We start from the raw sequence: 23,555 nt of genomic DNA, 5'->3' as shown, positions 1-23,555 counted from the left end.
TATTTAGACTTCCCAGATCAGTAGAGTTAGCTATTTTGACGCAGGGGCACAACTAAGGACGGTATTCGTTCCACTCGAGCGCGAGTTGAAGCGAACTTCTAGACCCTCGTTCACTGTACTTTCCGCCGTCATCGACTTGTCGTAATCGAGATCACGAAGATCAAGTTCGATTCGCTCGTCTTGCCCTGCAGTAGCGGGTTTCAGACGAAGAACGATGGTTTCTGAAGCGGTTTTTTCGAAGATTTGTTGTTCACTTGCAGAGCGCAAATCCCACGCAATCGTCTCTTCGCGCGAGTTTCGCATGCCGTGTTCTTTATAGACGCAGCGAAGCTGACGAAGATCGCGTTTTGGACGTTTGAATGTGCTATCGCTCATGCAGACGACCTGCGTTTCTTTACGTTCGCTGTCATTTTGAACGGTCAAAGAGATTTGCGAACCTAAACGGCTACTCACCAAGAATGAATCGTCGCCATCGCCTTGCACCAAGCCGATAACGCCCGCCGCTGGCAATTCACGAGTTGCCGCCTGCATCGTGAATTTCGCTTTGCCATAACCTGCAATCAAAGTTCCCAAAACATCATACGAACGGTCATTGCGACCATCCCAGAAGATATCGCGGATCACTTGACGACGGCGCGGATTGAACGGATTTAAATTTTGCAGAAGAGTACGATCTTTATTATCACTGCCATTCACAACACAGCGAGCAGTGTTCATTGAATTCATTCCAGGATTTGCAGTCACAACATTGCCGCCACCAACACACAAACGGTTGTAAGCAGAAGCACGAAGATCACGTGCGCAATTGTTATTAAGTGCATCGTCCAACAAACCTTGGCAGTAAGCTTGAACGGAAGTGAATTCCTTTTTACCAGTCGAACAACCATTCACCGAGAATTCATAAGAGTAACGACCGTTGGTCATTGGAACTCCCGGCAAATTAGAATTCGGAGTGACTACGGCGCCTGGAGCAGGCGCGCCGTTTCCGCCGCTTTTGTTTCCACAAGCAGCCAAAGTCAAAGTTAACAATGTTAATGAAACACCGATCACCTTTTTCATAATCACTCCGTCAATTCGGAACAAGCCGAATTATTTTTGGCAAGTAAACTGAGAAGACGCCAAAGTCGCTACTAGCAATGCTTTCGCTTTGCTTTGTGCTTTTACGCCAACAAGCTCTTCACCGTCATAATCAAGACCCAATTGAATAACCATCTTGATACCTTTTAATGACTCTTCACCATTTCTTGGGATGTCATTTGTATCCAATTTAAATACTTCACCATTAGAAAAGATATTTTCAGAGTGCGTGAAGTACTTATAAAGAGCTTGGTTTTCTTCAGCCAATTGCAAAACTTCTTCGCCACCACGAGAGTTGATTGAAGTTTTCGGTCCATAAGAACCACCGTTTTCAGACAAGATTTCGAAGACTTTCGAAGCACCTTGCAGTTTCACGCTTTTCAAGTTGTTGCCGTCACGAACAATCGTCACCGCGCAAGCTTTACCGTCGATACCACGGCCTTGCAGAGTTTGAACTTGATCAGCCGCCATCGCTTTAACGGACATCAATGCAGTCACAACTGCGATCGCTAATTTCACAGATTTCATAAGTACGTCCTTTTTTCGTTTTGTTTTGAATCACTAACGAAAGGCGATTTTTGCGAGAAATATTCCATCCCTTAAATCACCTATATGTTCCTAGGAGAACTTATGTATGTAGAAGAATTTGACGGGTGCCGCGGAAGGGCACCGGACTCAGTTTTGAATTCTAATTATTAGGGAAGTGCTTTTTCCAATCGATTTCGTGAGCCATATACTCTGTCAGCATATGTTTTTCATCGTGCAGACGCGAATCACTCCAACCCATCTTTTCTTGGAATACTTGAGCGATTTCATCGATGTGTTTCACGCCGTGATTGCGATCCGCTAAGAATAAATGCGTACGACGCGCGAAGAAGTCGCGCAAATGCAGACACATCGTTGAATCAATCGCTTGTGCCGCTTCTAATTGCCAGTACGTATAGTCTTCAGAATAACGACTGACGATCACTTCCGCTTCTTTACCATAACGTTCAGCCAATTGCGTGATGTCATCAGCAGGACGACCTAATTCGCGCGACCAACTATATGTTAAGGCTAGCGCTTGTTGGAAGGCATCCACAGATGTGTATTCATTCAGTGGCTTCGTTGTATCAGGACGGGCAAACTTCGCGCGATCTTCCATAGTGAAAGATTTCAATGCGTGTTCAACCGTTTGCTGACACATCAAACGATAGGTCGTGTATTTTCCACCAGCGACAAATGTCACGCCACGTGGGTCGTCAATAATAGTGTGTTCGCGACTTGTTTTACCTTCAGTGCTTGAACCGTCATTAACAAGCGGCCTTACACCAGCGTAGCTTGCAATGATATCGTGAGAAGTCACTTTCGCACCCGGGAAGTAATGATCCGTGATTTCTAAAAGATACTTCACGTCTTCCGGAGTCGTCGTTACATTTTCAGGCGACTCTTTATAGTCCGTATCCGTTGTACCGATAATGATCATCTCATGGCGAGGAATACCAAAGACGATGCGATCGCTTTGCTCTGCACCCATCACCACTGCACTTGAAAGTGGCAAGCGATGTTTCGGCAAAGTTAAATGCACGCCTTTCGTTGGACGTAAGATTTTTTTCCAATCTTTGAAAAGTGTATGCCCTACTTCGTCAGTCCATGGACCGACAGAGCTAATGACGTGACGACCTTTGATTGTGAATTTCTCTTTGCTGATAGTATCTTGGCAAACGACGCCCGTGATTTTTCCATCCGTACCAAATTCAGCGCCCGTTGCATTTACATAGTTCGCGCACACGGCGCCATTTTCATTTGCTGCACGCAATGTTTCGATCACCAGGCGATCGTCATCCATGTAAGCGTCTGAATAAATGTACGAGCCTAAAAGATTTTTTTCGCGAAGAGCCGGCATGCGCGCCATTGATTCTTTAGCACTACAGCGTTCATGCATTTCAGGTGCTTGGAACAATGCCAAGGCATCGTACAACCACATACCCATACCCATCTTCGCGATACCAACACGGCTTTCTTGATATAGGGGGATCATGAAACGCAAAGGATGCACCAAATGCGGAGCCATCTCAAATAATTTTGTACGTTCGTTCAAAGCTTCAAAAACAAGTTTGAATTCAAGATTTTCTAAATAGCGAATACCGCCATGAATCAGTTTGCTGGATTTAGACGAAGTCCCTGATGCGAAGTCGCGTGCTTCAATCAACGCGACTTTCATTCCACGTGCAGAGGCATCTCTTGCAACGCCTGCTCCGTTAATTCCTCCCCCGATGACCACAAGATCGAATTCTTGTGTTTTCATTTTTCCGATATTTTGAATTCGGTTTGCGAAAGAGAAATTTTTCATCAGATCACCCTTTTGTCGTCTTCACTGCAATCGTGCCTGGTTGCCAAGTTTCTGGTTTGAAACTTTTAATAGAGTTCGGAACTCCATTTTCAGGTGGGAAGTAAACACGTTGCAAATGTTTTTCGCGACCTAGTTTATAAGCCAGTTCGCAAAGTTCATCGCGCGCTTGCAAAGAGCAATGTTGGATATGCTCAACCCACAAAGATTGTGTTTGGCCATCCAGGAACAACAAAGGTTGTGCAATGAAATAACCCATAAGCTGGTTGGTTTCTGTATCACGCGCCAGGAAGCTCCATCCAAGTGGGATGTAGTGATTCAAAGCTTCAATGCGAAACTTTGAACTCCAGCCGGCCATCATGCGCTCCATCTCGTCTGGATACGCTTCTTGTAATTTTCTATTTTCAAGATCTAGGATTTCTTGAAGGTCTTCTGCCAAAATTACTTTGCAATAGAGGCTCATTGTCGTCCCCGGCTCCTTGTCAATTCACTGTTCCTATTTCATACTAGATAAGCATGAAATACAAAGACTATTCCCCAGACATCTGGAAGCGCATTCATACGACACTTGATAAAGTTTTGAAAGAGGATTCACAACCTGTCGCTGCCTTTGATGCCGACGGAACTTTGTGGGATACCGATCTGGGAGAAACGTTCTTTCACTACCAAATAGATAACAAACTTGTCCCACTTCCAGCCAACGCGTGGGAACATTATGAATCCATGAAAGCCGTGGAACCGACAAAAGCTTACCTTTGGCTAGCTCAAATCTGCCAAAATGTGGAGCTGAAGACGGTGCATGAGTGGGCCAAGAATGCGATTAAAGCTTCTGCTCCACTGCCGATTTTTTCTGAGCAGAAAAAATTGATCGACTTATTTTTGTCAAAGGGCGTGAAAGTCTACGTTATCACGGCTTCTGTCAAATGGGCTGTGGAACCGGGCGCTGCAATGCTGGGCCTGCAATACGATGACGTGCTTGGGGTTGAAACAATTCAAACCAACGGTGTTATTTCGGACTCACAAAAAGGCATCATCACTTACAAACAAGGCAAGGTCGATGCGTTGCTTGCGCACACAGGTGGCAAGCGCCCGTTCTTCGCCAGCGGCAACACCATGGGCGATTATCAGCTTCTGCAATCGGCGACGGAACTAAGCTTAGCTGTCAGTGCAGCTTCCCGCGATGACAAATTATTTAAGACTGAATCGGAGTTGGCGCAGAACGCGCAGAATTTCGGTTGGTTGTCTCACCGTTTTATTTAGAAATATTTTTTGTTATTTCCAGACATAAAAAAGGAGCCTTGCGGCTCCTTTTTCTTTTGTGCTCTAGCTAATGCGCCTTACGCTTTACCTACAACTTTTTCGATATCAGAAATTTCTTTCGGAACCGAAGTCGTCATGTTTTCAGAACCGTGTGAAGTCACGCGAATGTTGTCTTCAATGCGGATACCGATACCACGATATTTTTGTGGCGCTGAAGTGTCTTCTGCAGGGATATACAAACCTGGTTCAATTGTGAAACACATGTTTGCTTCGATAGGACGTGGTTCGCCTTTTTTGAAGTACAAACCAGCGTCATGCACATCCATACCCAACCAGTGACCAATGCCGTGCGGATAATATTTTTTCTGAGCCAACGCTTGAATCAAATCGTCTTTTCGACCTGACAACAAACCAAGTTCAAGCATCGCATCCGTCAACATCGAAGTGCCCATGTCGTGCAATTCTTTAAACACGATACCTGGCTTGATGAAGTCGATGATGTCTTTTTGAACTTTCAACACAGCTTCGTAAACACGTGCTTGCTCGTCAGTGAATTTACCATTTACTGGGTACGTACGCGTGATGTCACCTGTGTAGTAATTGTATTCCGCACCAGCGTCGATCAACAGCAAGTCGCCATCTTTACAAACTTGATCGTTGAAGTTGTAGTGCAATGTCGTGGCTGCATTACCAGAAGCTACGATGAAGCCGTAACCTTCACGAGCAGATCCACGCATATAGAATTGATGAGTTAGAACACCTTGAACTTGGCGTTCTGTCACGCCCGGACGAGTGAAACGCATCGCCGCCAAGTGAGCTTGTGCGGAAATTTCGCACGCTTCACGCAATTGGCTTAGTTCATATTCTGATTTCACCAAACGGTGTTCACCAATCAAAGTGTCAGCATCATGGATGCTCAATAAACCAAGACCCGAACGACCTTGAAGAAGTTTTACTGTGTTCAACACAGTTTCCATGCGCTCATCAACTTCTTTGTTTTTGTACTGACGGTAATAAACGCGATCCACTTCTTTCAAAAGTTGCGGAGCTTGTTTTTCAAATTCGTCGATTGGGTATGCTTTATCAACTTTGAATTCTTGTTCGCAACCTTCCATACCATAACGGAAACCATCCCAAGTTTCGCGCTCTGGATCTTTTCTGCGAACGAACATCACAGTTTCAGGTTTCAAACCTGGGCGGTAGATCAAGATAGAATCTGGCTCTTCCCAACCAGTCAGATAGAACATATTTGAATCTTGGCGATATGGGAAATGCACATCGTGATTTCTGATCAATTCAGGATGAGAAGCAACGATCAAGGCGCCGCCTTGGATCTCTTGTCCAATTTTCTTTCTTCTCTCAGCAAAAATATTCATGTCATAAATTGGTTTTCTCATACTTACTCCTATAGGCCCCATTTACGAGTCAGTGATTTCAATTGGCGAGCAGCAGAGTCGCCGCCCTTATTCATGATCTCACGACGTTTATCGAAATCCATAATACCATAATCAGACGTGTCCAAGGTAATCACACTGTCGACTCCTGGCAAAGGCTTATTATATACACCAGCGATCTCACTCCATAGAACGTTGTCGGTTGCTGAGGCATCCAAAGTGTACGGTCTTGAACCGCCTGGAGCTTGCAACACGTTCACAAGAACAATGTAGTTAGCTCCTTTTGTGCGAAGATAGTTCGCAAGCGCTGTCACGTCACGAATCGCACTGACGTTTCCTTGATACGGTTGGAAAAAGGGAGGATACGCCATACAGAAATAAAGAATCTGTTCAAGGCTGCCTCTGTTCATCAAGAACACTTGGTTCTTTTTGAAATTGAAAGAAGGACATGCAAACGGAAGTTTGAAATCTTCGACTTTGCTTTTATTGAATGCCGTATTCGCGAAATCTTTCAAGATCGATACTTCATTGTTTTTATGAACCGAACCCAAGATGGATTTTCTAACAACTTGATCGTCTTTCAATTTAAACATCTGCCATTCAACGTCGTTGGCAAGTTCGCGATTCGCGTACAAAGCTGCCATCGGCGTCGCAAGTTCAATACCGCCAATTGCGTAAACTGGAACTTTATTTTTTGCTAGCTCATGTAAGAAACCGATGTGTGCATAAGTCTTTGCGCCACCTGCGCCCAAAATAATACCAATCTTCGGCATAGCAGGAATAACTGGGGGCGGCGGTGGTGGTGGTGCTTCCGTTGTTGGTGGAAATGAAGTCTCTGTTTGCGTTGGAGGAGCTTGTTCTTGCTGCTCGCGAGTTGAAGGCGCAGTCGATGTTGTTGATGGAGTTGTTGGCGTGCTTGGACGAGTTGCTTTACGAACATCTTCTCGAGTCTTCATCGACTGACAGCCCGCTAGAACTGCAAGACCTAAAAATAAACTAAGACTTTTTCGCGAAAACAAAAAACTCATGGTTGCCATCCTTTCCTTCGATGGACGATGCAAAATAATCCTTCACTTCAAAATGGTGCTGTTGGCAGCAGGATTTTATTTTCTCTTCGACTTTTGGATATAAAGAAACATCCTTGACGATACCACCCTTAGAAAGTCCGTCAACGCCGACTTCAAATTGCGGCTTCACAAGACTCAACAAATGGCCAGTGGGTTTCAAGAATGACGCAAGCTCAGGAATGATGAGTTCAATCGAAATAAACGACACGTCCATGACGATCAAGTCGAACTTTTCTGGTGGCGTCAAAGCAAGGACCTTTTCCTCTGAAGAAAGAGCACGCGCGTTGATCCCTTCAAGCACTTTAAGGCGCGGATGATCTTTTAACATCAGGCTGACTTGTCCGTGACCGACATCAACGCCCAAAACGAATTCAGCACCGCTTTGCAATAAACAATCGGTAAAGCCACCTGTGGAAATACCAACATCCAACGCTTTCAGTCCTTGAACAGAAAGACCGACGTGCTTCAAAGCACCTTCAAGCTTCAAACCGCCGCGCGAAACGTAACGATTTGCGGGGCCCAACTCGACAGTGATTTTTCCGTCAAAGTTCGCATCCACAGAGAAACTCGATTTTTTTAAAACTTTTTTATTAGAACCTTCGTTAAGAAAAACCTGACCCGCTTCGATCAACTCTTGGGCGTGAGTTCGCGATTGCGCAAAACCTTTTTCCACAAGATAGACATCTAAGCGAGTCTTTCCCATCTTCTACACCTGACGGTTCAGATTGAAACTGATGAGATATTCTAACATCGGCGCATCACCAGAAACTTTGTGAAGTTCAGCCGTTGTCGAATCACTGATTTTTTTAAGATAATCTTTTGTGCCATCAAGACCCAAAACACCTGTGAAGCTACGAATATCTTGATCCTTTTCACCGTGATCCAAAACATCGTCAGCGACTTGGAATGCAAGTCCTAAACCTTCACCGAATTTTTTAAGCGATTCAATGTCAGATGGTTTGGCACCGGCAATCACAGCCGCACCTTCAACCGCAACACGAATCAAAGCACCTGTTTTTAAAACGTGTAAATGCGTCAGCTCTTCGACGCTCATTTGCTTTTCGCCCGCACGTAAATCAATAGCTTGGCCACCGACCATGCCACGAATGCCTGCCGCTTCCGACAATAACTCTGTTAAACGACCGATAAGAAAACCGTTATCGCTGTAGTTACGAGCAATCACCATGAATGCTTCCGTCAACAACGCATCACCCGCAAGCAAGGCAAAGTCTTCGCCGAAAACTTTATGGTTCGTGGGTTTACCTCTGCGCATGTCATCGTTATCCATGCATGGCAAATCGTCATGAATTAAAGAATAAGTATGAATGAATTCGACAGCCGCAGCGAAAGGCAAGATGCGCTCTTGCGCACAACCGAACAGTTCAGCGACCAACAAAGACAGCACCGGACGGAAACGTTTTCCACCATTCGTTGCTGAATACAGCATCGACTTGCGAAGCTCTGCAATCGCAGAACCTTTTGGCAATTCCATCTCTGAAAGATATTTTTCCACAAACTGATTCACAGTTTGCACTTTCAAAGCCATCTCTTGTTCAAGCTGAATTGCAAAATCCAAAACTAGTTTTCCTCTGGCGTGAAGTCTTTCGTCACAGGATTGCCGTTAGCATCGACACTCATCAAGATTTTCACTTTCGCTTCCGCTTCGTTCAATCTTGCATGACATTCACGAGAAAGTTTTACGCCTTCTTCAAAAAGCTTCAATGAGTCTTCAAGAGCCAAATCGCCCTTTTCCATTTTTTGAACGATCTCTTCAAGACGGCCCAATTTTTTTTCAAAATCCATTAATCCTCCTTCACGCTGTCAACAACAGCGGTCAGTGATCCCTGCGCCAAACGAATATCAAGCTTATCGCCCTTCTTCACCTGACGTGCTGATTTAATAACTTCTGAGTCTTTAGTTACGATAGAATAGCCGCGCTCTACGACTTTCAAGGGGCTTAAGCTATCAAGGATACCCATCAAGCGACCCATACGAGCTTTTTTCTTTTCAATCGCGAACAACAATGCTTTTTCTGAACGCGACGAAAAGTATTCCAATTCTTTTTTGCGACGCTCAATCAAATCTTGCGGACTACCTAGTTTTTCACTAAGCAATTCCACTTTGTGTGAACGCACAGAAATCAAACGTGACATCGCCAACTCTAAACGAGTCAGCAAATCATCATTACGCAATTCCAAATCTTGTAAGCGACGTTGTGGATCGACCAAGCGTTTCGACAATCCCAACATTTTTTCACGCAAGTACTTCATCTTCTTTTCAAAAGAAAGATAAAGCATACGCTCTGCAGATTTCACTTTGTTAGCAAGTTCTGAAGTGCTTTTCGCAACCAATTCCGCCGCAGCCGATGGTGTCGGTGCACGAAGATCCGCAACGAAGTCAGCAATAGTAAAATCAATTTCGTGACCCACAGCCGATACAATCGGAATCGGACTTGCCGCAATTTGACGGGCCAACGCTTCGTCGTTGAAACACCACATATCTTCAATCGAACCGCCACCACGGCCAACGATGATGACATCAACCTCGGGCAAACCAATCGCTTTACGAAGAGCTTCACGAATCTGTGGCGCCGCCGCTTCACCTTGTACAATAGTTGGTACGACAGTGACCTGAATAGTTTTCGCACGGCGAGAAAGCACGTTCATAATATCGCGAATTGCCGCGCCCGTTGGTGACGTCACGATAGCGATATGACGAGGGAACGTCGGCAAAGGACGTTTGCGAGATGCTTCAAACAGTCCTTCAGATTTCAATTTTGTCTTCAGTTGTTCGAAAGCTTTTTGCAAAGCTCCCGCACCGACTGGCTCCATCATCTCACACATCAACTGATAGTTACCGCGCGGCTCGTATACTGTGATACGACCACGAACGATCACTTCCATGCCGTCTGTCGGTTTGAACTTCAAACGCGAATTATTGCCACGGAACATCACTGCTGTGATTTGTGATTTAGAATCTTTTAAAGAAAAATAGAAATGACCTGACGTGTGCGCTTTAAAATTCGAAAGCTCACCACGCACCCAAACCTGACCGACTTGTCCTTCAAGAAGTTGCTTAATATAAACATTTAGCTGCTCGACGGAAAGTACTGACGGCTCGTTCGCTTTTTCAGCCAACGCATTTTCACCCAAAGTCATTTGAGCGCTAAAGTCAGATTTGCGAAGAGGTTGATTTGGTGTATCAGACATCAGGGCCCAAAGCTAATGGGCACCTGCTAAAGAGTCAATGCTCAGAGCGATGAGTACCAGATATTTTGCGCGGCCCACAGACCGCCGACAAAGAAGCACATCCATCCTAAGTTTTTATGACGAGACAGATTAGCGTACGCCGCACCCATGCGTTCCTGTCCGATACGCGCCAGATAAGGGTTTTCCAGCACAAACACCATGACCAGTCCATAGAAAAAAACGACGAAAGGAAAAATAAAATCTAATTTTTGAGGCGTCATAATCAATTAATCGGCACTTTGCTGAAAAGTAAGAGTCCGGTTCGATTGACGGATTCATCGTTTCTGCTAGAATCAAGTCTAGAGGGTTCGGCGGCGTAAAGCTCATCGAAATTAAACCTTACAAGCATATTTTTGGGGACTGTCCCTGGCAATGGTGTGCAAGCTCAGCTCGTACTGAGAAGCCTAAAGTCGCTATCATGGTCACCCACCTTAGCTAAAACAGGTTTATGTTTCAGAGTGGCCTTCGGACCTTTTTTTTATTTTCTCCTCTGTGTTTTTCGTCTCCCAATTTTGAATTCCAATCTCAATTTCATCGATTCTCATAACGAGACAGTCCTGAAAATAACTTGATCACTTTGCAGTAAACATTCCTTTACAATTGGACCCGCATTGCATTGAGCAGCCTTAGCGCAGGGCCGATAAGTTTTCATGCTCATTCGCTGTTATTTCGCGGCTTTATTCGCCGCCTTCACATTCATACTTTCCGGTTGTGGTAACAATCTGGTGCCAGCGGATTTTGCGTCAAGTGGTCCCGCCTCTTCCGAAGAAGAATACAAAGTAGCAGCGACGCCAGTAAGTGATCCTCTTGCCGTGCAAATGGCAGCAAAGTTTTTATACCGCCCTTTGATTTTTAATTCAGCATCACCTTATGCACTCGGTAGCGGTCTGCGCGGAGTTGTCCCCGCGAATAGCGCCATTGCTATTCCATTTGCTGAATTTCGCGTTTTCAATTCCAGTGGCGCGCAAGTGCAACAAGGTGAAACCGACACCAATGGCTACGCCAATTTCAATCTGCCAAAAACTGCGGGCACCTATACTTTGAAAGTTTATTCACGCGCTTTGAATTCCTATGTTCGCGTGAGCGTTTTGGAAGACACCTATGCGAATGCACCTTACTCCATTTCAAAAGACTTCACCGTTTCGGCGAGCGACATCACTACTGGAACTTTAGATTTAAGATCCACGCCAGTTTATGCCGAAGCTGACGAAAACATTTCTGCAAAAATTGAAGGTGGTGCTTTCAACATCATGTTCGACGTTTTACTTGCCAATGAATACATCCGTCGCGAAATTGGCAAAGACACTTTAGTCAGCGGTTCGCCTTCCCCACTTGAAAGCGAATGGTGGGTGGCGGATAAAGTCACGGTCTATTGGAAAAAAGGATTTAATCCGCGCACATATTTTTCAAACGATGGCGCGGCTCTATCGTTCTATGGCGTCGGCACGGGCAAATTATATATTTTGGGCGGCCTGAATGGCGACGTGAAAGCTTCAGATACCGATCACTTCGATGACTCCGTCATTCTGCATGAATACGCGCACTTCCTTGAAGATCGTTATGGCAATACCGGATCTCCAGGTGGTTCACATAACGGGAATTTCATCATCGATCCACGTTTAGCATGGAGCGAGGGCTGGGCGAACTACTTCCAAGCGGCGGTCTTAACAGGTGCTGCGAACGTCGGATCTGAAGATCATTTGCCAGCAGATGCACGTGATCGTTTTTACTTAGATACAGTTGGTTACAATACGAACTCTTCCGATACAACTGGTTCAATCAGTATTGCTTTTAATTTAACGGCGCTACCAAGTGATAGCAGCACAGTCGACAATCCATCTGCTGATGCCGAAGACACAGGTATTTTCCGCGAGCTTTCTATTTCGCGCACATTGTATAAATCAACACGTGCAACAACGGAAGCCTATGGCACTTCAAAATATGGTGGCGGCATTTCGTTTAAAAATATTTGGAAGACGTTCTCGGGTGAAGACAAAGTTGGCGGCACGACCCGTTCAATGCCTGCATCATCAAGTCTGCGTAAATCTTCGACCTATCCCATCGCAAACATGGGCTTGTTCAATTATCTTTTGAACATTAACGTCGGCTCTCCAGATGCAAAATGGACAAGTATTTTGACTGAAGAACGTCAGAAAAAAGTAACAACAGAGTACGCTGCTTACATCGACACAGTGGCGACTGGGGTTTGCTCTTGGGGCTTCACTCACGCTGCGACAGAGCAATCGTTTGCCAGCATTCCAAGATCCAATCAGCAGAATAATAACGACTTCTTCTTGTACTACCACAATGCTTCGACAAGCGAAAATCTTGTCTTAGATTATGCGCGCGCTGGAGCCGTCGATTTAGATTTGGATCTGATCGTCTATCCCCAAGATTATTTGTACTTTGAAGATTATTATCGCGGAAAAATTTCGACGACGGATTATATCGCCAAAGAAAGTCGCAGAATCGCTTCGCTTGATAGCTCAACTGAATCGGTATCGATGGCCGGCCTTGCAAGTGGCTGGTACGTAATCAACGTCAAAGTAAATGCTTACAATAAAACTTCTGCAAATTTGAACGGCACCGCGACTTACACGCTTAAAAAAGATGGGATCACCCTATGCGCAAAAGAACGCTAGTCATTATCGCCACAGGATTTTTAGTGGGTGTCAGTGGTGCTGCATTTATGAAGCACACGAAGCCAGAGCGTAATCCGGCGGGCACGACCAAATCAAAATGGATTCCCCAAGAAGCTTCGAAGCATCTTGCGACTTTGAAAGTCAAAATCGAAGCTTCTGAAGTTCCCAAATCCGGCGACCAAGAGGTGACGTTGACTGGCAAAATCACTTTGCAACAATCCGCACAAGGTGAAGTTCGTTATCAATGGAACTTGCCTGAAGGCGTACACGTTGTCGAAGGAGTTTTAAGCGATAGCTTCCCTGACGTGAAAGTAGGACAAACTGCCGTTACTAAAATTGTAGTGACTGGATTCAATAAAGAAGATCAGAAATTAGTTTCACTTCAAGGCTCAACGATCGCATCAGACATCCAAGTCGGCGCATCCGCAGTCGTCGTTAGCAAACCAGAAGAGACATGGGAAGCCGTCGCACCAGCGATGCAAGCCGCCGCCGAAGAACAACTGGGCACTGAAACTTTCCGCGGGCGCAGAAGTTATCAATCCCAATAAAATAATCTTCATTGCTGAAAACAAAAAAACTCCGGCTTTTGACCGGAGTTTTTATTTTTAAAATTCACTGAATGATTAAAGAGGAATCACTTCGATGGAAGGATTGAATTGATCGCGAAGGATACCTTCAATCGCCATCAACGTGCCTGATGTAGCACTTGGACAAGTTCCACACGCACCCTGATAAAATACGTACAGCTTATTGTCTTCGTACTTCACCACGTCCAAGTCACCACCGTCGCCTTGTAAACCTGGGCGAACAGTGTCGTCCAAGATCTCTTCAATGCGTTGAACTTCAGGTGGCAAACTTGCACGACGCAATTTCTTTTCGTCGGCTTGAGTTTGATTTGGATTATGCGCTGGCATTCTTGTTTGAATAACTGCGCACACATTTTTCTGAATCTCTTCAGGATCACTATCAAAGTTGTGAGTGATCGTGATGACATTCTGAAAAAAGTGAACCTGACGAACACCTTCAACTTGGAACAGACTTGAAGCAAGAACACTTTGTTCAGCTTCCTTGGGTTCAGCATAAGTTGCCTTACCATCATTCAACACCGGACGATCCAACACAAATTTCCATGCGTTAGGGTTCGGTGTCGCTTGAATGCGAATTAATACATCTTGAGTACTCATAGTAGCATCTCCCGTGCTTTCGCGACGGCCTTTACTAGGGCGTTGATATCATCTTCGTTATTATATACTGAAAAAGAGGCGCGCACTGTGCCCGGAACACCAAATCTAGCCATCAACGGCTGACAGCAATGGTGACCGGCGCGAACTGCAACACCTTCACGATCTAAAATCTGTCCTACGTCCGAATGGTGAGCACCCTTCAGATTGAAAGACAAAATCGGACCTTTATTCGCGGCCGTTCCGATAATTTTAATGTCTGGAATAGCCGACAATTTTTCTGTCGCTGATTTCAAAAGCTGCATTTCGTATTGATGAATTTTATCAAGACCGATGCGTTTCGTGAAATCAATCGCCGCATGCAAACCGACAGCGCCTTCAACGTGCGGAGTTCCCGCTTCAAAACGGAAGGGCACGTCGTTGTAAGTCGTTTTCGCAATCGTTACTTTAGAAATCATGCTGCCGCCACCTTGATAAGGAGGCAATTGCTCAAGAATTTCTTTCTTTCCGTAAACGACACCGAAACCGAATGGTCCGAAAATTTTATGAGCAGAGAATACAAAGAAATCACAGTCAATAGCTTGAACATCAACCGGTGCTTGCGACACGATTTGCGCGCCATCAATCACAACTTTTGCACCCACTTCGTGAGCAAGCTTCGTCAAAAGTTTCATATCGTTATTTGTGCCCAAAACATTTGAGCAAGCAGTGAACGATACGATTTTAGTTTTAGAGTTCAATTTCTTTTTGAAATCCTCAACATCAAGTTCGCCATTGTCTAGAGTTCCAGCCGCAACGACTGTGGCACCTTTTACTTCAGCGATCATTTGCCAAGGCACGATGTTCGCGTGATGTTCCATTTCAGTAATAAGAATTTCATCGCCCGCCTTCAAAGTCGTTAGACCCAAAGTTTGTGCAATAAGATTCATGCCTTCAGTGGTGCCGCGAACAAAAATAATTTCGTCAGACGTTTTCGCATTCAAAAAATGCGCAACTGTGTGACGAGCCCCTTCGAAACCTTGTGTCGCAACGTCACCCAGGTAATGGGCTCCACGATGGACGTTGGAAGTTTCGAAAGAATAGAATTGCGTGATACGATCGATGACAGCCTTAGGCTTCAACGTCGTTGCACCGCTATCTAGATATGACAATGGTTTGCCATGCACCTTTTGCGTAAGCGCCGGGAATTCTTCACGTACTTTTGCAAAAAGAGCGTTCAAGTTATCCATTATTTAGTCTCCAAATGAAGGCGTGTGAACGCTTCATCCAAGTGGCGAGTCAACCAGTGTTGGATTGAATCGTCGGAAATTTTGTAAACAACTTCAGACAAGAAGCCATAGCTTAACATCTGAATCGCTTTGTCTTTAGGAATTGCACGCGACAACAAATAGAACAACTCTTCACGATTCAACTGACCTGTTGTCGAACCATGAGCTGCTTTAACGTCGTCTGCGAAAATCTCTAGACTGGGCCTGCTGTCCGCTTCCGCTTTAGAAGACAACAACAGATTATTATTCAACTGAGCCGAGTTCGCCTTCTGTGCATCTTTCTGAATCAAAACTTTTCCAGAGAATGCCGCACGAGAAGAGTCATCCAAAATACCTTTGTACAATTGGTTCGTATTACACTCCCCAACCTGGTGATCGATCACAGTCGTATTGTCTACGTGTTGTGTGCCTTTCACGGCATAAATACCAAGGATATCTGAATTCGAACCTTTTTCTTTCAACAGCACTTCAAGGCTGTGACGAGACAGGCCGGCACCCGTGGCTAAAGCCAAACTTTGCAAGTTTGCATCTTTACCGACAGTAATGCGCGTGCGACCAATGTTGATTGCTGTTTCAGCTTCAGATTGCACACGCACGTAAGTCACGTTCGCGTTGTCGCCGATATGCAAATCAAACAACGAGTTCACAAAGTAGTTCGCACCTTTACCGTAATAGCTTTCCAAAACTTTGACTGAAGAGCGCGCCGAAACATCCAAACGAATACGTGGATGAGTCATCACTGCTGTATCCGCGTCTGTGTAGAACACGAAATTCACAGGTTTTTCCACAGACGTTTCTTTCGCCAAATTCAAAACCATTGGTTTCGCTGTGTAAGCTGCATTTAAAGCTTCAAAAGTATCCATGAAAACTTCTGAATAATCAGAAGGCTCACGCATTGTGAAACCCGCAGGCAAATCGCTAGATAAAGACTTATTCAAAACACCATTTACGAAAACAACGTTTGTAAATGCAGGATTCAATAGTTTTTTAAGTTCTACCAAAGAATCAGCAGACGGCTCTGTCTTCGCTGACAAAGCATAGTCTTTTTCAGTCAAAGATTTTACACTCGTGTAGTGCCAATCTTCATCTTTACGAGTCGGTAGACCTTTTTTCGAAGCATAATCAAACGCGGCCTGACGGAACGCCGCCAAAGCAGCATTCGCCGGATTTGCTTGATTAAATTTATCGTAACCAGAAAGTAAATTCATATATCGTTCCTACTCCAACAACGTTGGAGTGTAAGCCAGTGCGCTAGTTGATCAACCAGTCGTAACCTTTTTCTTCAAGCTTCAACGCCAACGAGCTGTCGCCAGTCTCGATGATCTTACCGTTCAACAACACGTGAACGAAATCTGGCTTGATGTAATCCAAAAGTCTTTGATAGTGAGTCACCAAAACAATGGCATTGTCTTTACGACGAAGCTTGTTCACGCCATCAGATACAACGCGAAGAGCGTCGATATCCAAGCCTGAATCCGTTTCGTCAAGCAAAGCCAAACGCGGCGACAATACTGCCATTTGCAAAATTTCGTTTTTCTTTTTCTCACCGCCAGAAAAACCCGTGTTCACTGGGCGATCCAAGTATTCAGGCTTCATGTTCACAAGTTTCAACTTTTGAACTAGGAATTCACGGAACTCCCCTTCAGGCATTGGTTCAGAACCTTGATGTTGCAATACAGAGTTAAAAGCTGTGTGCAAGAATGTGAAGTTAGAAACACCTGGAACTTCGATCGGATATTGGAATGCCAAGAAGATACCTTCTTTAGCTCTTTGATCTGGTTCAAGTTCCAAAAGATTTTGCATGTGGAAGTTTACTTCGTAGTTCACTTCGCCAGCAGTCACTTCATAAGCTGGGTGACCAGCCAAAACTTTAGAAAGAGTCGATTTACCAGAACCGTTGGGGCCCATGATCGCATGAACTTCACCAGCGTTAATCTTAAGGTTCAAACCTTTAAGAATTTCTTTTTCTTCAACACGTGCGTGGAGGTTTTTAATTTCTAACATGTCATTACCCTACTGAATTCTCTAATTTCATTTCGATTAACTTCACTGCTTCAACTGCGAATTCCAAAGGAAGTTCTTTGAAAACTTCTTTACAGAAACCATTCACAAGCATTGAGATTGTTTTTTCCATATCAAGACCGCGCGATTGCAAATAGAAGATTTGATCTTCACTGATACGTGAAGTTGTCGCTTCGTGTTCTAGTGTCGCAGTTTTGTTTTTCACTTCAATATACGGATAAGTACTTGCAGAGCACTTATCGCCCACCAGCATCGAATCACACTGAGAATAGTTACGTGCGTTTTCTGCTGAAGGCATGATCTTCACTTGGCCACGGTAGCAGTTCGAAGATTTATCAGTCGAAATACCTTTCGAAATGATCGTGCTCTTTGTGTTTTTACCGATGTGAATCATCTTTGTACCGGTATCTGCTTGCATTAAATCGTGAGTCAAAGCCACCGAATAGAATGCACCTTCAGAGCCATCACCTTGCAAGATACAAGACGGATATTTCCAAGTGATCGCAGAACCTGATTCCACTTGAGTCCATGAAATCTTAGAGTTCTTACCAGCGGCTTTACCACGTTTCGTAACGAAGTTGTAAATACCGCCGCGACCTTCTTTATCGCCTGTGTACCAGTTTTGAACTGTCGAATATTTAATTTCAGAATTATCCAAAGCCACAAGCTCAACAACTGCGGCATGCAATTGGTTCTCGTCACGTTGTGGAGCTGTACAGCCCTCAAGATAGTTCACGTAACCGCCGTCATCACACACAAGCAAAGTACGTTCAAACTGTCCCGTATCTTTCGCATTGATACGGAAGTAAGTTGAAAGATCGATGGGGCAACGCACACCTTTCGGGATGTAGCAGAAAGAACCGTCAGTGAAGACAGCAGCATTCAAAGCGGCATAGTAGTTGTCCGTGTACGGAACAACTGAACCCAAATATTTTTTTACTAACTCGGGATGTTTGTGAATCGCTTCAGAAATAGAGCAGAAAATAACGCCTGCTTTATCCAAAACTTCCGTGTGAGTTGTGCCGACAGAAACAGAGTCAAACACCACGTCTACCGCGATGCCAGAGATACGTTTTTGCTCTGACAACGGAATACCCAGTTTTTCGAATGTCTTAACCAATTCAGGATCAAGATCTTCGATTGATTTCGGTTTATCAGCGTCCGATTTTTTCTTAGGCGCTGAATAATAACGAATCGCTTGGAAATCGATTTTTGGATAATTAACTGCAGCCCATGTTGGCTCTGTCATTGTTAACCAATGACGGTAAGCTTTCAGGCGATACTCTAGCATCCACTCAGGTTCGTTCTTTTTTGAAGAGATCAAACGAATGATGTCTTCGTTCAAACCCAATTGAACTTGATCGGTTTCAATATCTGTCGTGAAGCCGTATTTGTATTCGTAACTATCTTCAAGCGGGTTGTTATTTTTATTATCCATTAACTACCGCCTCTGTTTTTTGATCTGGCTTCTTACCAGTCATGGCGCTTCTTTCTACGAGAAGATCTTTAAGGCTTACGCTCTTGTAGAACTCCGTCAGTTTGCTATTCAAATTCGTGATTGGAGAAACAATGTTGCACGTAGAGTGAATTTCACAAGGTGCCTCTTTATTCAGGCATTTCACTAAAGCGGTTGGGCCTTCGATCACTTCGATCAAATCGTGAATAGAGACTTTAGCTAAGTCTTTTGTGATCTGATATCCGCCGTTGGCTCCATACTCGGCGCGAAGAATCCCGCCTTTTTGTGCCATCTGTTGCATGACCCGAGCTGTTGCATCAAAAGGCGTATGAAAAGCGTCAGAGACTTCTTTGGCAGAAGTTAACTCTCCAGGAATTTTCTGGCTCATGTATTTCAAAGCCATTAACGCATATTCAAGCTTGCGATTGATTTTGTTCATGATTTCCTTGTCGTTCCCCACCTGAGGAACATGGCATTACAGCCCTGTTATCTAATAGAAAGCTAAATGAAAAACAAGAAGATATACGCCTAATTTTAGCGTATTTAAGATTCTGACAGGAATCTTTGTCCGCGTTTTGAAAAAAAGTGCTGATTTCAACATCTTAGGGTGCTATACGAAGGACCATGCGTGTACTTCTAACAACAATCGCCGCCCTAATTGTGACAGGTTTTCTTATTCTTACGACCCGTATTTGGGGTTTAGGTCAAACTTTCCCTGAATATAAGAGCCCATTTTACGAGGGCACAAGCCCCATGATCATCGTCAAAGCTGAAACTCTGCCGAAGATTGATGAGGTTTTGAAACTGAAACCCGATGCTGTGATCTGGGTTGATGTGCGCATGTCGCGCGAAAAAACCGCGTTCATTCTTTCGCCCACTCACGACAATGAGTTCTTGAAACAAAAAGAGGAACAACAAAAAGCAAATCCAACGGCGAAGATTTTCATCGGCGGAAAACTTTCTGAGTATCCGTGGGAACAAATCAACGAACACTTCAAAGACACTCCGGCATTACGTGAGTTGTACGAGAAATATCCAAACACTCGTTTCGTTTTGAATGTTGTCGACAACGTTTCTGATGTTCAAACCGCGGTCGTGAGCGCAATCGAAGATTTAAAACCCGACAATCGCACACTTGTACAAAGCGAAGCCTTAGTGATTCTTTCTTCAATTAAAGAGTTGAAGCCAGCGTGGGTCTACGGCACGAGCACTCCCGACATCATGCGCTTCATGAGCTTTGATTCGCTGTGGATTTTACCTGCGACACAATTCAAAGGTGACGTCTTCGTTGCGCCATTCAAAATTATGAAACGCAACGCCTTCAACGCTGACATCATCGAAGAAATGCGTCGCCGTCACAAACCCGTTTTCTTGGGTCCGATTGCAGATTCAGCCCAATTAAAAATGGCGCAAGATTTTAAAGCTGACGGTTTAATCACTGAAGATCTTCCAGCATTATTGAAAATGCTTGAGGCAAAACCCTAATTAGTTACTGAAGCGAAGACAGCTCTTGCTGTCTTTGACGAATATTTTCCTGAAGGGCTCGGACTGTCTCGGCTTGTTGTCTTAAAGCCGTCTGAGCCTGTGACACTTGTGTGTTCATCGAAGTTACACTCTGCTTGGTTTGATTTTGTTGGTTTTGCAGACGACGAATTTCTTCGCGTAAAGACATAATCTCTTCATTAATTTGCGCACGATCATCAGAGCCTGATGATGATGACATCGCCACTTGATCATTCACGTTTTGCGTTCCCACCAAAGCAGATTGCGAAATTTCTAAACGTTGCGCGCGCATATCAGCAAGCCGTTGTTGCTGATCCGATAACGTTGCATTCAAGCGTTCCAAATTCGCCTCGCGTTCGGGAGCGTAGTTATAGTTCAACTGCCAATACGCCAGATCTTCTTGTGTTTGACGAATCAACAGCTCTTGCTGGCGAATGTTTTCATCCATTTGATCTTTCATGACAGCGGCGGCACTGCTTTGTTCACGAAGTGCGGCAGCAGCGCGACGACTTAAATCTGCTTCGGCCGCTCTATAATCTTGAAGACTTGAAACCAGTTCTTGAATTTCAGTATTGCGTTGCTGAATTTGCGAAGCATACGCCGCGGGTTGTTCCTGTTGTTGGGTTTGTAGCGCTTTTAAATTGTTGAAGCTCTCGTTTTGTTGCGCGAGCTTTTGTTGTTCGTCAGCTAATCTTTGCTGCATCGCTTGCAACTCGTTTTGCATGGCTGCTTTTTTTTCATCATTTGTGAGTGGAATCGACGCTACCGAAGATGATTGAGAAGTCTTGGGCGTGCTCGCAACAGTGCGCTCAACCACTCGTGTGCGCGTTGGCTGATCTGTGAGCATTTCTTTTGTCTCAATGACGTCTTTTTTTAAACTAAAAAACCAGAAGCTCGCAGCTGCGACAAAAAAAATGAGAATAGTCAGAAGAGATTTTTCCGTCATAAAACCTCCACACATTTTCAATTTTCCTCCTGCGCCATGCATAATGCAATCTGGACCTAAGGCTATGCCCCAACGGTTGATCACAGGTGCATTTAGGCATAAGGTGAACCATGGAGGATTTCCGATGTTGTTTTCTCTATTAATTAATTCTGCTGTGGCGGCTCCTTCCGTTTCGGTTAACACAAGTTCTGTCGATGCAATTGCACAGGCTAGTCCGGTTGTACAACTGACACTGGTGATTCTAGTTGTGATGTCTGTTTTCTGTTGGGCGATTGGATACAGCAAATATCAAACGTTCAAAAAAATGCGTCAATCTGACGAGCTTTTCTTAAACAAGTTTTGGAAAGTAAATTCTTTGGACACGTTGTTTGAAGATATCGATCAATATAAAGATTCATCAGTAGCGCGCGTATTTAAAGCGGCTTACTTGGAAATGAAAAAGATTTCTGAATCTCCATTGATGTCTAAAACAGAAGGCGACAAACCGGTTTTGACTGGCATCGACAATCTTGAGCGTATCTTGAATAAAGCGAATGAAAATGAAATCGCTAAATTGGAATCACGTTTAACTGTTCTTGCGACGACAGGCAGTACGGGACCGTTCATCGGTTTGTTCGGTACAGTTTGGGGGATCATGGGATCTTTCCATAAAATCGGTATGACAGGCTCTGCAAGTCTTGCGGTTGTTGCCCCTGGTATTTCGGAAGCTTTGATTTCTACAGCTATCGGTCTTGCGGCCGCGATCCCAGCCGTTGTTCTTTATAACAACTTTATTTCAAGAATCCGTAAGCAAGAAATCACGTTGAACAACTTCAACGCAGACTTCTTGAACATCGTGAAAAGAAACTTCTTCCAAGGAAACTAATCATGGGAATGAGCGCAGGCGGCGGTGGAAAATCCCGCGCGACATTAAGCGAGATCAATGTGACTCCCCTTGTGGACGTCATGTTGGTATTGCTTATCATGTTCATGGTGACGACACCTTTGATGCAACAAGGGATCGAAGTCGACCTTCCAAAGACTTCTGCATCTGGCGTTGACATGAATGAAGAACCTTTCGTGTTGGTTATCGGTGCGGATCAAAAGATGACGATCGCAAAAACAAAGATCGCCATGCATGAACTTCGCCCCAAGATTAAAGCCATCTTCGAAAATAAAAAGAATAAACAAGTCTACATCCAAGCTGATCGCAAAGTGGATTATGGTTTCGTCGCGGAAGCCATGGCTGAAATTCGCGCAGCTGGAGTTTTCAACATCGGCCTGATCACGGTACCTAAAGACAAGTGAACGAATTAGAAGAAATTGAACAACAGAATGACGAAAAACTTTCCCGCGGCATTGGGATCTCCTTTGCCCTGCATGCTGTTATTCTGTCGATCTTTGCTTTAAAGGCCGCTTTCTTTACTCCGGAACAAATCGACTTTTCGCAGGCTGTGCGTGTTGATATGGTCGGCCTTCCAGATAAATTAGATAAAACCCCACCGGCTGCTTCAAAAGAAGAAGCAAAACCTGCTTTGCCGGATAAAAATCCACCAGCAGAAAAGCCTGTGGAAAAAACGGTAGAGAAAAAACCAGAACCAGCAAAGCCTGAACCAGTGAAGCCAACTCCGGCTCCGAAGGTTGCTGCGAAATCTGAAGTAAAAGTGCCAAAGGAAACTAAACCTGAAGGCATCAACTTAGAAAAGACGAAGCATCAACAACAAAGCGCGATTGAAAAATTAAAAGCAATGGCCGCTTTGGAAAAAATTAAAGAAGACGTCGCTTCACAAAATAAAGCGAAACCTGTTCCTGCAACTGGTAAAGACGCAGCCGGCGCCGCAAAGGTGAAAGGCAATGTGCTTTCACCGGGTACAGCGCTGTCGGGTCTTTCGAAATTGCAACATGACAGTTATGCTGCAGATCTTGATCATCATATAAAACAACACTGGGCCGTGCCTGAGTGGTTGGCGAAACGCGATTATAAAGCGCAAGCAAAAGTTTATATCGATGCTCGCGGTAATATCATTGGACGTAAGATAATTAAATCAAGTGGCAATCCAAGTTATGATGATGCGGTATTAGATACTATTGATCAGTCTGCACCATTCCCTGCTCCACCAGAAAAGTTTGTTTCTATTGTGGAAGTAGATGGCATCACAATTGGTTTCCCAGAGTAAAAGGAG

At 44.5% G+C, this 23,555-nt stretch carries 25 protein-coding genes and 1 other RNA gene; 8 read left to right on the top strand and 18 right to left on the bottom strand.

The window, feature by feature from the left end; all coding sequences use genetic code 11:
- Positions 1 to 30: 30 nt before the first annotated feature.
- The 4 genes from DOE51_RS00905 to DOE51_RS00890 form a co-directional block, all read right to left on the bottom strand.
- Entirely contained in the window at positions 31 to 1,059 is a 1,029-nt protein-coding gene (locus DOE51_RS00905) for a hypothetical protein (protein ID WP_142694729.1), read from the bottom strand.
- A 30-nt stretch (positions 1,060 to 1,089) separates the two neighbouring features.
- A complete protein-coding gene (locus tag DOE51_RS00900; protein ID WP_142694728.1) occupies positions 1,090 to 1,605 on the bottom strand; it encodes a hypothetical protein in 516 nt (171 codons plus the stop codon).
- A 160-nt stretch (positions 1,606 to 1,765) separates the two neighbouring features.
- Positions 1,766 to 3,409: a glycerol-3-phosphate dehydrogenase/oxidase gene (locus DOE51_RS00895; RefSeq protein WP_142694727.1), complete on the bottom strand. Its 1,644-nt coding sequence runs from the start codon at positions 3,407 to 3,409 to the stop codon at positions 1,766 to 1,768.
- A gap of 4 nt (positions 3,410 to 3,413) precedes the next feature.
- A complete protein-coding gene (locus DOE51_RS00890) occupies positions 3,414 to 3,869 on the bottom strand; it encodes a hypothetical protein (protein WP_142694726.1) in 456 nt (151 codons plus the stop codon).
- A 53-nt stretch (positions 3,870 to 3,922) separates the two neighbouring features.
- On the opposite strand from DOE51_RS00890, the gene DOE51_RS00885 reads away from it, so the two are divergent.
- Entirely contained in the window at positions 3,923 to 4,666 is a 744-nt protein-coding gene (locus DOE51_RS00885; RefSeq protein WP_142694725.1) for an HAD family phosphatase, read from the top strand.
- A gap of 77 nt (positions 4,667 to 4,743) precedes the next feature.
- On the opposite strand, the gene DOE51_RS00880 is transcribed toward DOE51_RS00885, so the two are convergent.
- The 7 genes from DOE51_RS00880 to DOE51_RS19090 are packed head-to-tail and all read right to left on the bottom strand — an operon-like array spanning position 4,744 to position 10,596.
- Positions 4,744 to 6,063, bottom strand: coding sequence for an aminopeptidase P family protein (locus DOE51_RS00880; protein ID WP_142694724.1), 1,320 nt, complete (start codon positions 6,061 to 6,063; stop codon positions 4,744 to 4,746).
- An 8-nt stretch (positions 6,064 to 6,071) separates the two neighbouring features.
- The gene (locus DOE51_RS00875) at positions 6,072 to 7,088 is read right to left on the bottom strand and encodes a patatin-like phospholipase family protein (RefSeq protein ID WP_142694723.1); all 1,017 of its coding nucleotides are present in this window, start codon (positions 7,086 to 7,088) and stop codon (positions 6,072 to 6,074) included.
- On the bottom strand, positions 7,057 to 7,830 hold the full coding sequence (locus DOE51_RS00870; protein WP_142694722.1) for a TlyA family RNA methyltransferase: 774 nt from the start codon (positions 7,828 to 7,830) through the stop codon (positions 7,057 to 7,059). The genes DOE51_RS00875 and DOE51_RS00870 overlap by 32 nt, the downstream gene beginning before the upstream one ends.
- 3 nt (positions 7,831 to 7,833) lie before the next feature.
- Positions 7,834 to 8,703, bottom strand: a complete 870-nt coding sequence (locus DOE51_RS00865; protein WP_142694721.1) for a polyprenyl synthetase family protein — start codon at positions 8,701 to 8,703, stop codon at positions 7,834 to 7,836.
- 2 nt (positions 8,704 to 8,705) lie between these two features.
- A complete protein-coding gene (locus DOE51_RS00860; protein WP_142694720.1) occupies positions 8,706 to 8,930 on the bottom strand; it encodes an exodeoxyribonuclease VII small subunit in 225 nt (74 codons plus the stop codon).
- Positions 8,930 to 10,336: an exodeoxyribonuclease VII large subunit gene (gene xseA / locus DOE51_RS00855; RefSeq protein ID WP_142694719.1), complete on the bottom strand. Its 1,407-nt coding sequence runs from the start codon at positions 10,334 to 10,336 to the stop codon at positions 8,930 to 8,932. Before xseA ends, DOE51_RS00860 begins: the two co-directional genes overlap by 1 nt.
- 41 nt (positions 10,337 to 10,377) lie before the next feature.
- Positions 10,378 to 10,596 (bottom strand): hypothetical protein, encoded by a 219-nt coding sequence (locus DOE51_RS19090; protein WP_168196356.1) that lies wholly within the window; start codon positions 10,594 to 10,596, stop codon positions 10,378 to 10,380.
- Between the two features lie 80 nt (positions 10,597 to 10,676).
- Between DOE51_RS19090 and ssrS the strand changes: the two genes are divergently transcribed.
- The 3 genes from ssrS to DOE51_RS00840 all read left to right on the top strand — a co-directional run bounded on the left by ssrS (position 10,677) and on the right by DOE51_RS00840 (position 13,565).
- Positions 10,677 to 10,852: non-coding RNA, 6S RNA (ssrS, locus tag DOE51_RS00850), on the top strand.
- A gap of 173 nt (positions 10,853 to 11,025) precedes the next feature.
- On the top strand, positions 11,026 to 13,017 hold the full coding sequence (locus tag DOE51_RS00845) for a hypothetical protein (protein WP_142694718.1): 1,992 nt from the start codon (positions 11,026 to 11,028) through the stop codon (positions 13,015 to 13,017).
- Positions 12,999 to 13,565, top strand: a complete 567-nt coding sequence (locus DOE51_RS00840; protein WP_142694717.1) for a hypothetical protein — start codon at positions 12,999 to 13,001, stop codon at positions 13,563 to 13,565. Before DOE51_RS00845 ends, DOE51_RS00840 begins: the two co-directional genes overlap by 19 nt.
- 75 nt (positions 13,566 to 13,640) lie before the next feature.
- Here DOE51_RS00840 and DOE51_RS00835 read toward each other — a convergent pair whose 3' ends face one another.
- The 6 genes from DOE51_RS00835 to DOE51_RS00810 are packed head-to-tail and all read right to left on the bottom strand — an operon-like array spanning position 13,641 to position 19,383.
- Positions 13,641 to 14,201, bottom strand: coding sequence for a NifU family protein (locus DOE51_RS00835; protein WP_142694716.1), 561 nt, complete (start codon positions 14,199 to 14,201; stop codon positions 13,641 to 13,643).
- A complete protein-coding gene (locus tag DOE51_RS00830; protein ID WP_142694715.1) occupies positions 14,198 to 15,427 on the bottom strand; it encodes an aminotransferase class V-fold PLP-dependent enzyme in 1,230 nt (409 codons plus the stop codon). Before DOE51_RS00830 ends, DOE51_RS00835 begins: the two co-directional genes overlap by 4 nt.
- Positions 15,427 to 16,674: a Fe-S cluster assembly protein SufD gene (gene sufD, locus DOE51_RS00825; protein ID WP_142694714.1), complete on the bottom strand. Its 1,248-nt coding sequence runs from the start codon at positions 16,672 to 16,674 to the stop codon at positions 15,427 to 15,429. The genes DOE51_RS00830 and sufD overlap by 1 nt, the downstream gene beginning before the upstream one ends.
- 43 nt (positions 16,675 to 16,717) lie before the next feature.
- Positions 16,718 to 17,470, bottom strand: a complete 753-nt coding sequence (gene sufC, locus DOE51_RS00820; protein WP_142694713.1) for a Fe-S cluster assembly ATPase SufC — start codon at positions 17,468 to 17,470, stop codon at positions 16,718 to 16,720.
- Positions 17,471 to 17,474: 4 nt separating this feature from the next.
- On the bottom strand, positions 17,475 to 18,926 hold the full coding sequence (sufB, locus tag DOE51_RS00815; RefSeq protein WP_142694712.1) for a Fe-S cluster assembly protein SufB: 1,452 nt from the start codon (positions 18,924 to 18,926) through the stop codon (positions 17,475 to 17,477).
- A complete protein-coding gene (locus DOE51_RS00810; protein WP_142694711.1) occupies positions 18,919 to 19,383 on the bottom strand; it encodes an Rrf2 family transcriptional regulator in 465 nt (154 codons plus the stop codon). Before DOE51_RS00810 ends, sufB begins: the two co-directional genes overlap by 8 nt.
- Positions 19,384 to 19,568: 185 nt before the next feature.
- Here DOE51_RS00810 and DOE51_RS00805 point away from each other — a divergent pair, with 185 nt between their 5' ends.
- A complete protein-coding gene (locus DOE51_RS00805; RefSeq protein ID WP_246845217.1) occupies positions 19,569 to 20,429 on the top strand; it encodes a hypothetical protein in 861 nt (286 codons plus the stop codon).
- A 4-nt stretch (positions 20,430 to 20,433) separates the two neighbouring features.
- Here DOE51_RS00805 and DOE51_RS00800 read toward each other — a convergent pair whose 3' ends face one another.
- Positions 20,434 to 21,393, bottom strand: a complete 960-nt coding sequence (locus DOE51_RS00800; RefSeq protein ID WP_142694710.1) for a hypothetical protein — start codon at positions 21,391 to 21,393, stop codon at positions 20,434 to 20,436.
- Between the two features lie 124 nt (positions 21,394 to 21,517).
- Here DOE51_RS00800 and tolQ point away from each other — a divergent pair, with 124 nt between their 5' ends.
- Genes tolQ through DOE51_RS00785 form a run of 3 tightly spaced genes read left to right on the top strand, consistent with a single transcriptional unit; the run spans position 21,518 to position 23,549 of the window.
- Complete coding sequence (tolQ, locus tag DOE51_RS00795; RefSeq protein WP_246845216.1) at positions 21,518 to 22,258, top strand: protein TolQ; 741 nt, start codon at positions 21,518 to 21,520, stop codon at positions 22,256 to 22,258.
- Between the two features lie 2 nt (positions 22,259 to 22,260).
- Entirely contained in the window at positions 22,261 to 22,680 is a 420-nt protein-coding gene (locus tag DOE51_RS00790) for a biopolymer transporter ExbD (protein WP_142694709.1), read from the top strand.
- Entirely contained in the window at positions 22,677 to 23,549 is an 873-nt protein-coding gene (locus tag DOE51_RS00785) for an energy transducer TonB (protein ID WP_142694708.1), read from the top strand. Before DOE51_RS00790 ends, DOE51_RS00785 begins: the two co-directional genes overlap by 4 nt.
- Positions 23,550 to 23,555: the final 6 nt, after the last annotated feature.

The sequence above is a fragment of the Bdellovibrio sp. NC01 genome, from assembly GCF_006874625.1.
Taxonomy (GTDB): domain Bacteria; phylum Bdellovibrionota; class Bdellovibrionia; order Bdellovibrionales; family Bdellovibrionaceae; genus Bdellovibrio.
The sequence above is the reverse complement of the archived record's forward strand: the minus strand, read 5'-3'. Positions and strand labels throughout refer to the sequence as shown.

What these genes read in the sequence shown, in the direction of transcription:
- DOE51_RS00905 (WP_142694729.1), bottom strand. Translation starts at nt 1,059, where the DNA reads ATGAAAAAGGTGATCGGTGTTTCATTAACATTGTTAACTTTGACTTTG.
- DOE51_RS00900 (WP_142694728.1), bottom strand. Translation starts at nt 1,605, where the DNA reads ATGAAATCTGTGAAATTAGCGATCGCAGTTGTGACTGCATTGATGTCC.
- DOE51_RS00895 (WP_142694727.1), bottom strand. Translation starts at nt 3,409, where the DNA reads ATGAAAAATTTCTCTTTCGCAAACCGAATTCAAAATATCGGAAAAATG.
- DOE51_RS00890 (WP_142694726.1), bottom strand. Translation starts at nt 3,869, where the DNA reads ATGAGCCTCTATTGCAAAGTAATTTTGGCAGAAGACCTTCAAGAAATC.
- DOE51_RS00885 (WP_142694725.1), top strand. Translation starts at nt 3,923, where the DNA reads ATGAAATACAAAGACTATTCCCCAGACATCTGGAAGCGCATTCATACG.
- DOE51_RS00880 (WP_142694724.1), bottom strand. Translation starts at nt 6,063, where the DNA reads ATGAGAAAACCAATTTATGACATGAATATTTTTGCTGAGAGAAGAAAG.
- DOE51_RS00875 (WP_142694723.1), bottom strand. Translation starts at nt 7,088, where the DNA reads ATGAGTTTTTTGTTTTCGCGAAAAAGTCTTAGTTTATTTTTAGGTCTT.
- DOE51_RS00870 (WP_142694722.1), bottom strand. Translation starts at nt 7,830, where the DNA reads ATGGGAAAGACTCGCTTAGATGTCTATCTTGTGGAAAAAGGTTTTGCG.
- DOE51_RS00860 (WP_142694720.1), bottom strand. Translation starts at nt 8,930, where the DNA reads ATGGATTTTGAAAAAAAATTGGGCCGTCTTGAAGAGATCGTTCAAAAA.
- xseA (WP_142694719.1), bottom strand. Translation starts at nt 10,336, where the DNA reads ATGTCTGATACACCAAATCAACCTCTTCGCAAATCTGACTTTAGCGCT.
- DOE51_RS19090 (WP_168196356.1), bottom strand. Translation starts at nt 10,596, where the DNA reads ATGACGCCTCAAAAATTAGATTTTATTTTTCCTTTCGTCGTTTTTTTC.
- DOE51_RS00845 (WP_142694718.1), top strand. Translation starts at nt 11,026, where the DNA reads ATGCTCATTCGCTGTTATTTCGCGGCTTTATTCGCCGCCTTCACATTC.
- DOE51_RS00840 (WP_142694717.1), top strand. Translation starts at nt 12,999, where the DNA reads ATGCGCAAAAGAACGCTAGTCATTATCGCCACAGGATTTTTAGTGGGT.
- DOE51_RS00835 (WP_142694716.1), bottom strand. Translation starts at nt 14,201, where the DNA reads ATGAGTACTCAAGATGTATTAATTCGCATTCAAGCGACACCGAACCCT.
- DOE51_RS00830 (WP_142694715.1), bottom strand. Translation starts at nt 15,427, where the DNA reads ATGGATAACTTGAACGCTCTTTTTGCAAAAGTACGTGAAGAATTCCCG.
- sufD (WP_142694714.1), bottom strand. Translation starts at nt 16,674, where the DNA reads ATGAATTTACTTTCTGGTTACGATAAATTTAATCAAGCAAATCCGGCG.
- sufC (WP_142694713.1), bottom strand. Translation starts at nt 17,470, where the DNA reads ATGTTAGAAATTAAAAACCTCCACGCACGTGTTGAAGAAAAAGAAATT.
- sufB (WP_142694712.1), bottom strand. Translation starts at nt 18,926, where the DNA reads ATGGATAATAAAAATAACAACCCGCTTGAAGATAGTTACGAATACAAA.
- DOE51_RS00810 (WP_142694711.1), bottom strand. Translation starts at nt 19,383, where the DNA reads ATGAACAAAATCAATCGCAAGCTTGAATATGCGTTAATGGCTTTGAAA.
- DOE51_RS00805 (WP_246845217.1), top strand. Translation starts at nt 19,569, where the DNA reads ATGCGTGTACTTCTAACAACAATCGCCGCCCTAATTGTGACAGGTTTT.
- DOE51_RS00800 (WP_142694710.1), bottom strand. Translation starts at nt 21,393, where the DNA reads ATGACGGAAAAATCTCTTCTGACTATTCTCATTTTTTTTGTCGCAGCT.
- tolQ (WP_246845216.1), top strand. Translation starts at nt 21,518, where the DNA reads ATGTTGTTTTCTCTATTAATTAATTCTGCTGTGGCGGCTCCTTCCGTT.
- DOE51_RS00790 (WP_142694709.1), top strand. Translation starts at nt 22,261, where the DNA reads ATGGGAATGAGCGCAGGCGGCGGTGGAAAATCCCGCGCGACATTAAGC.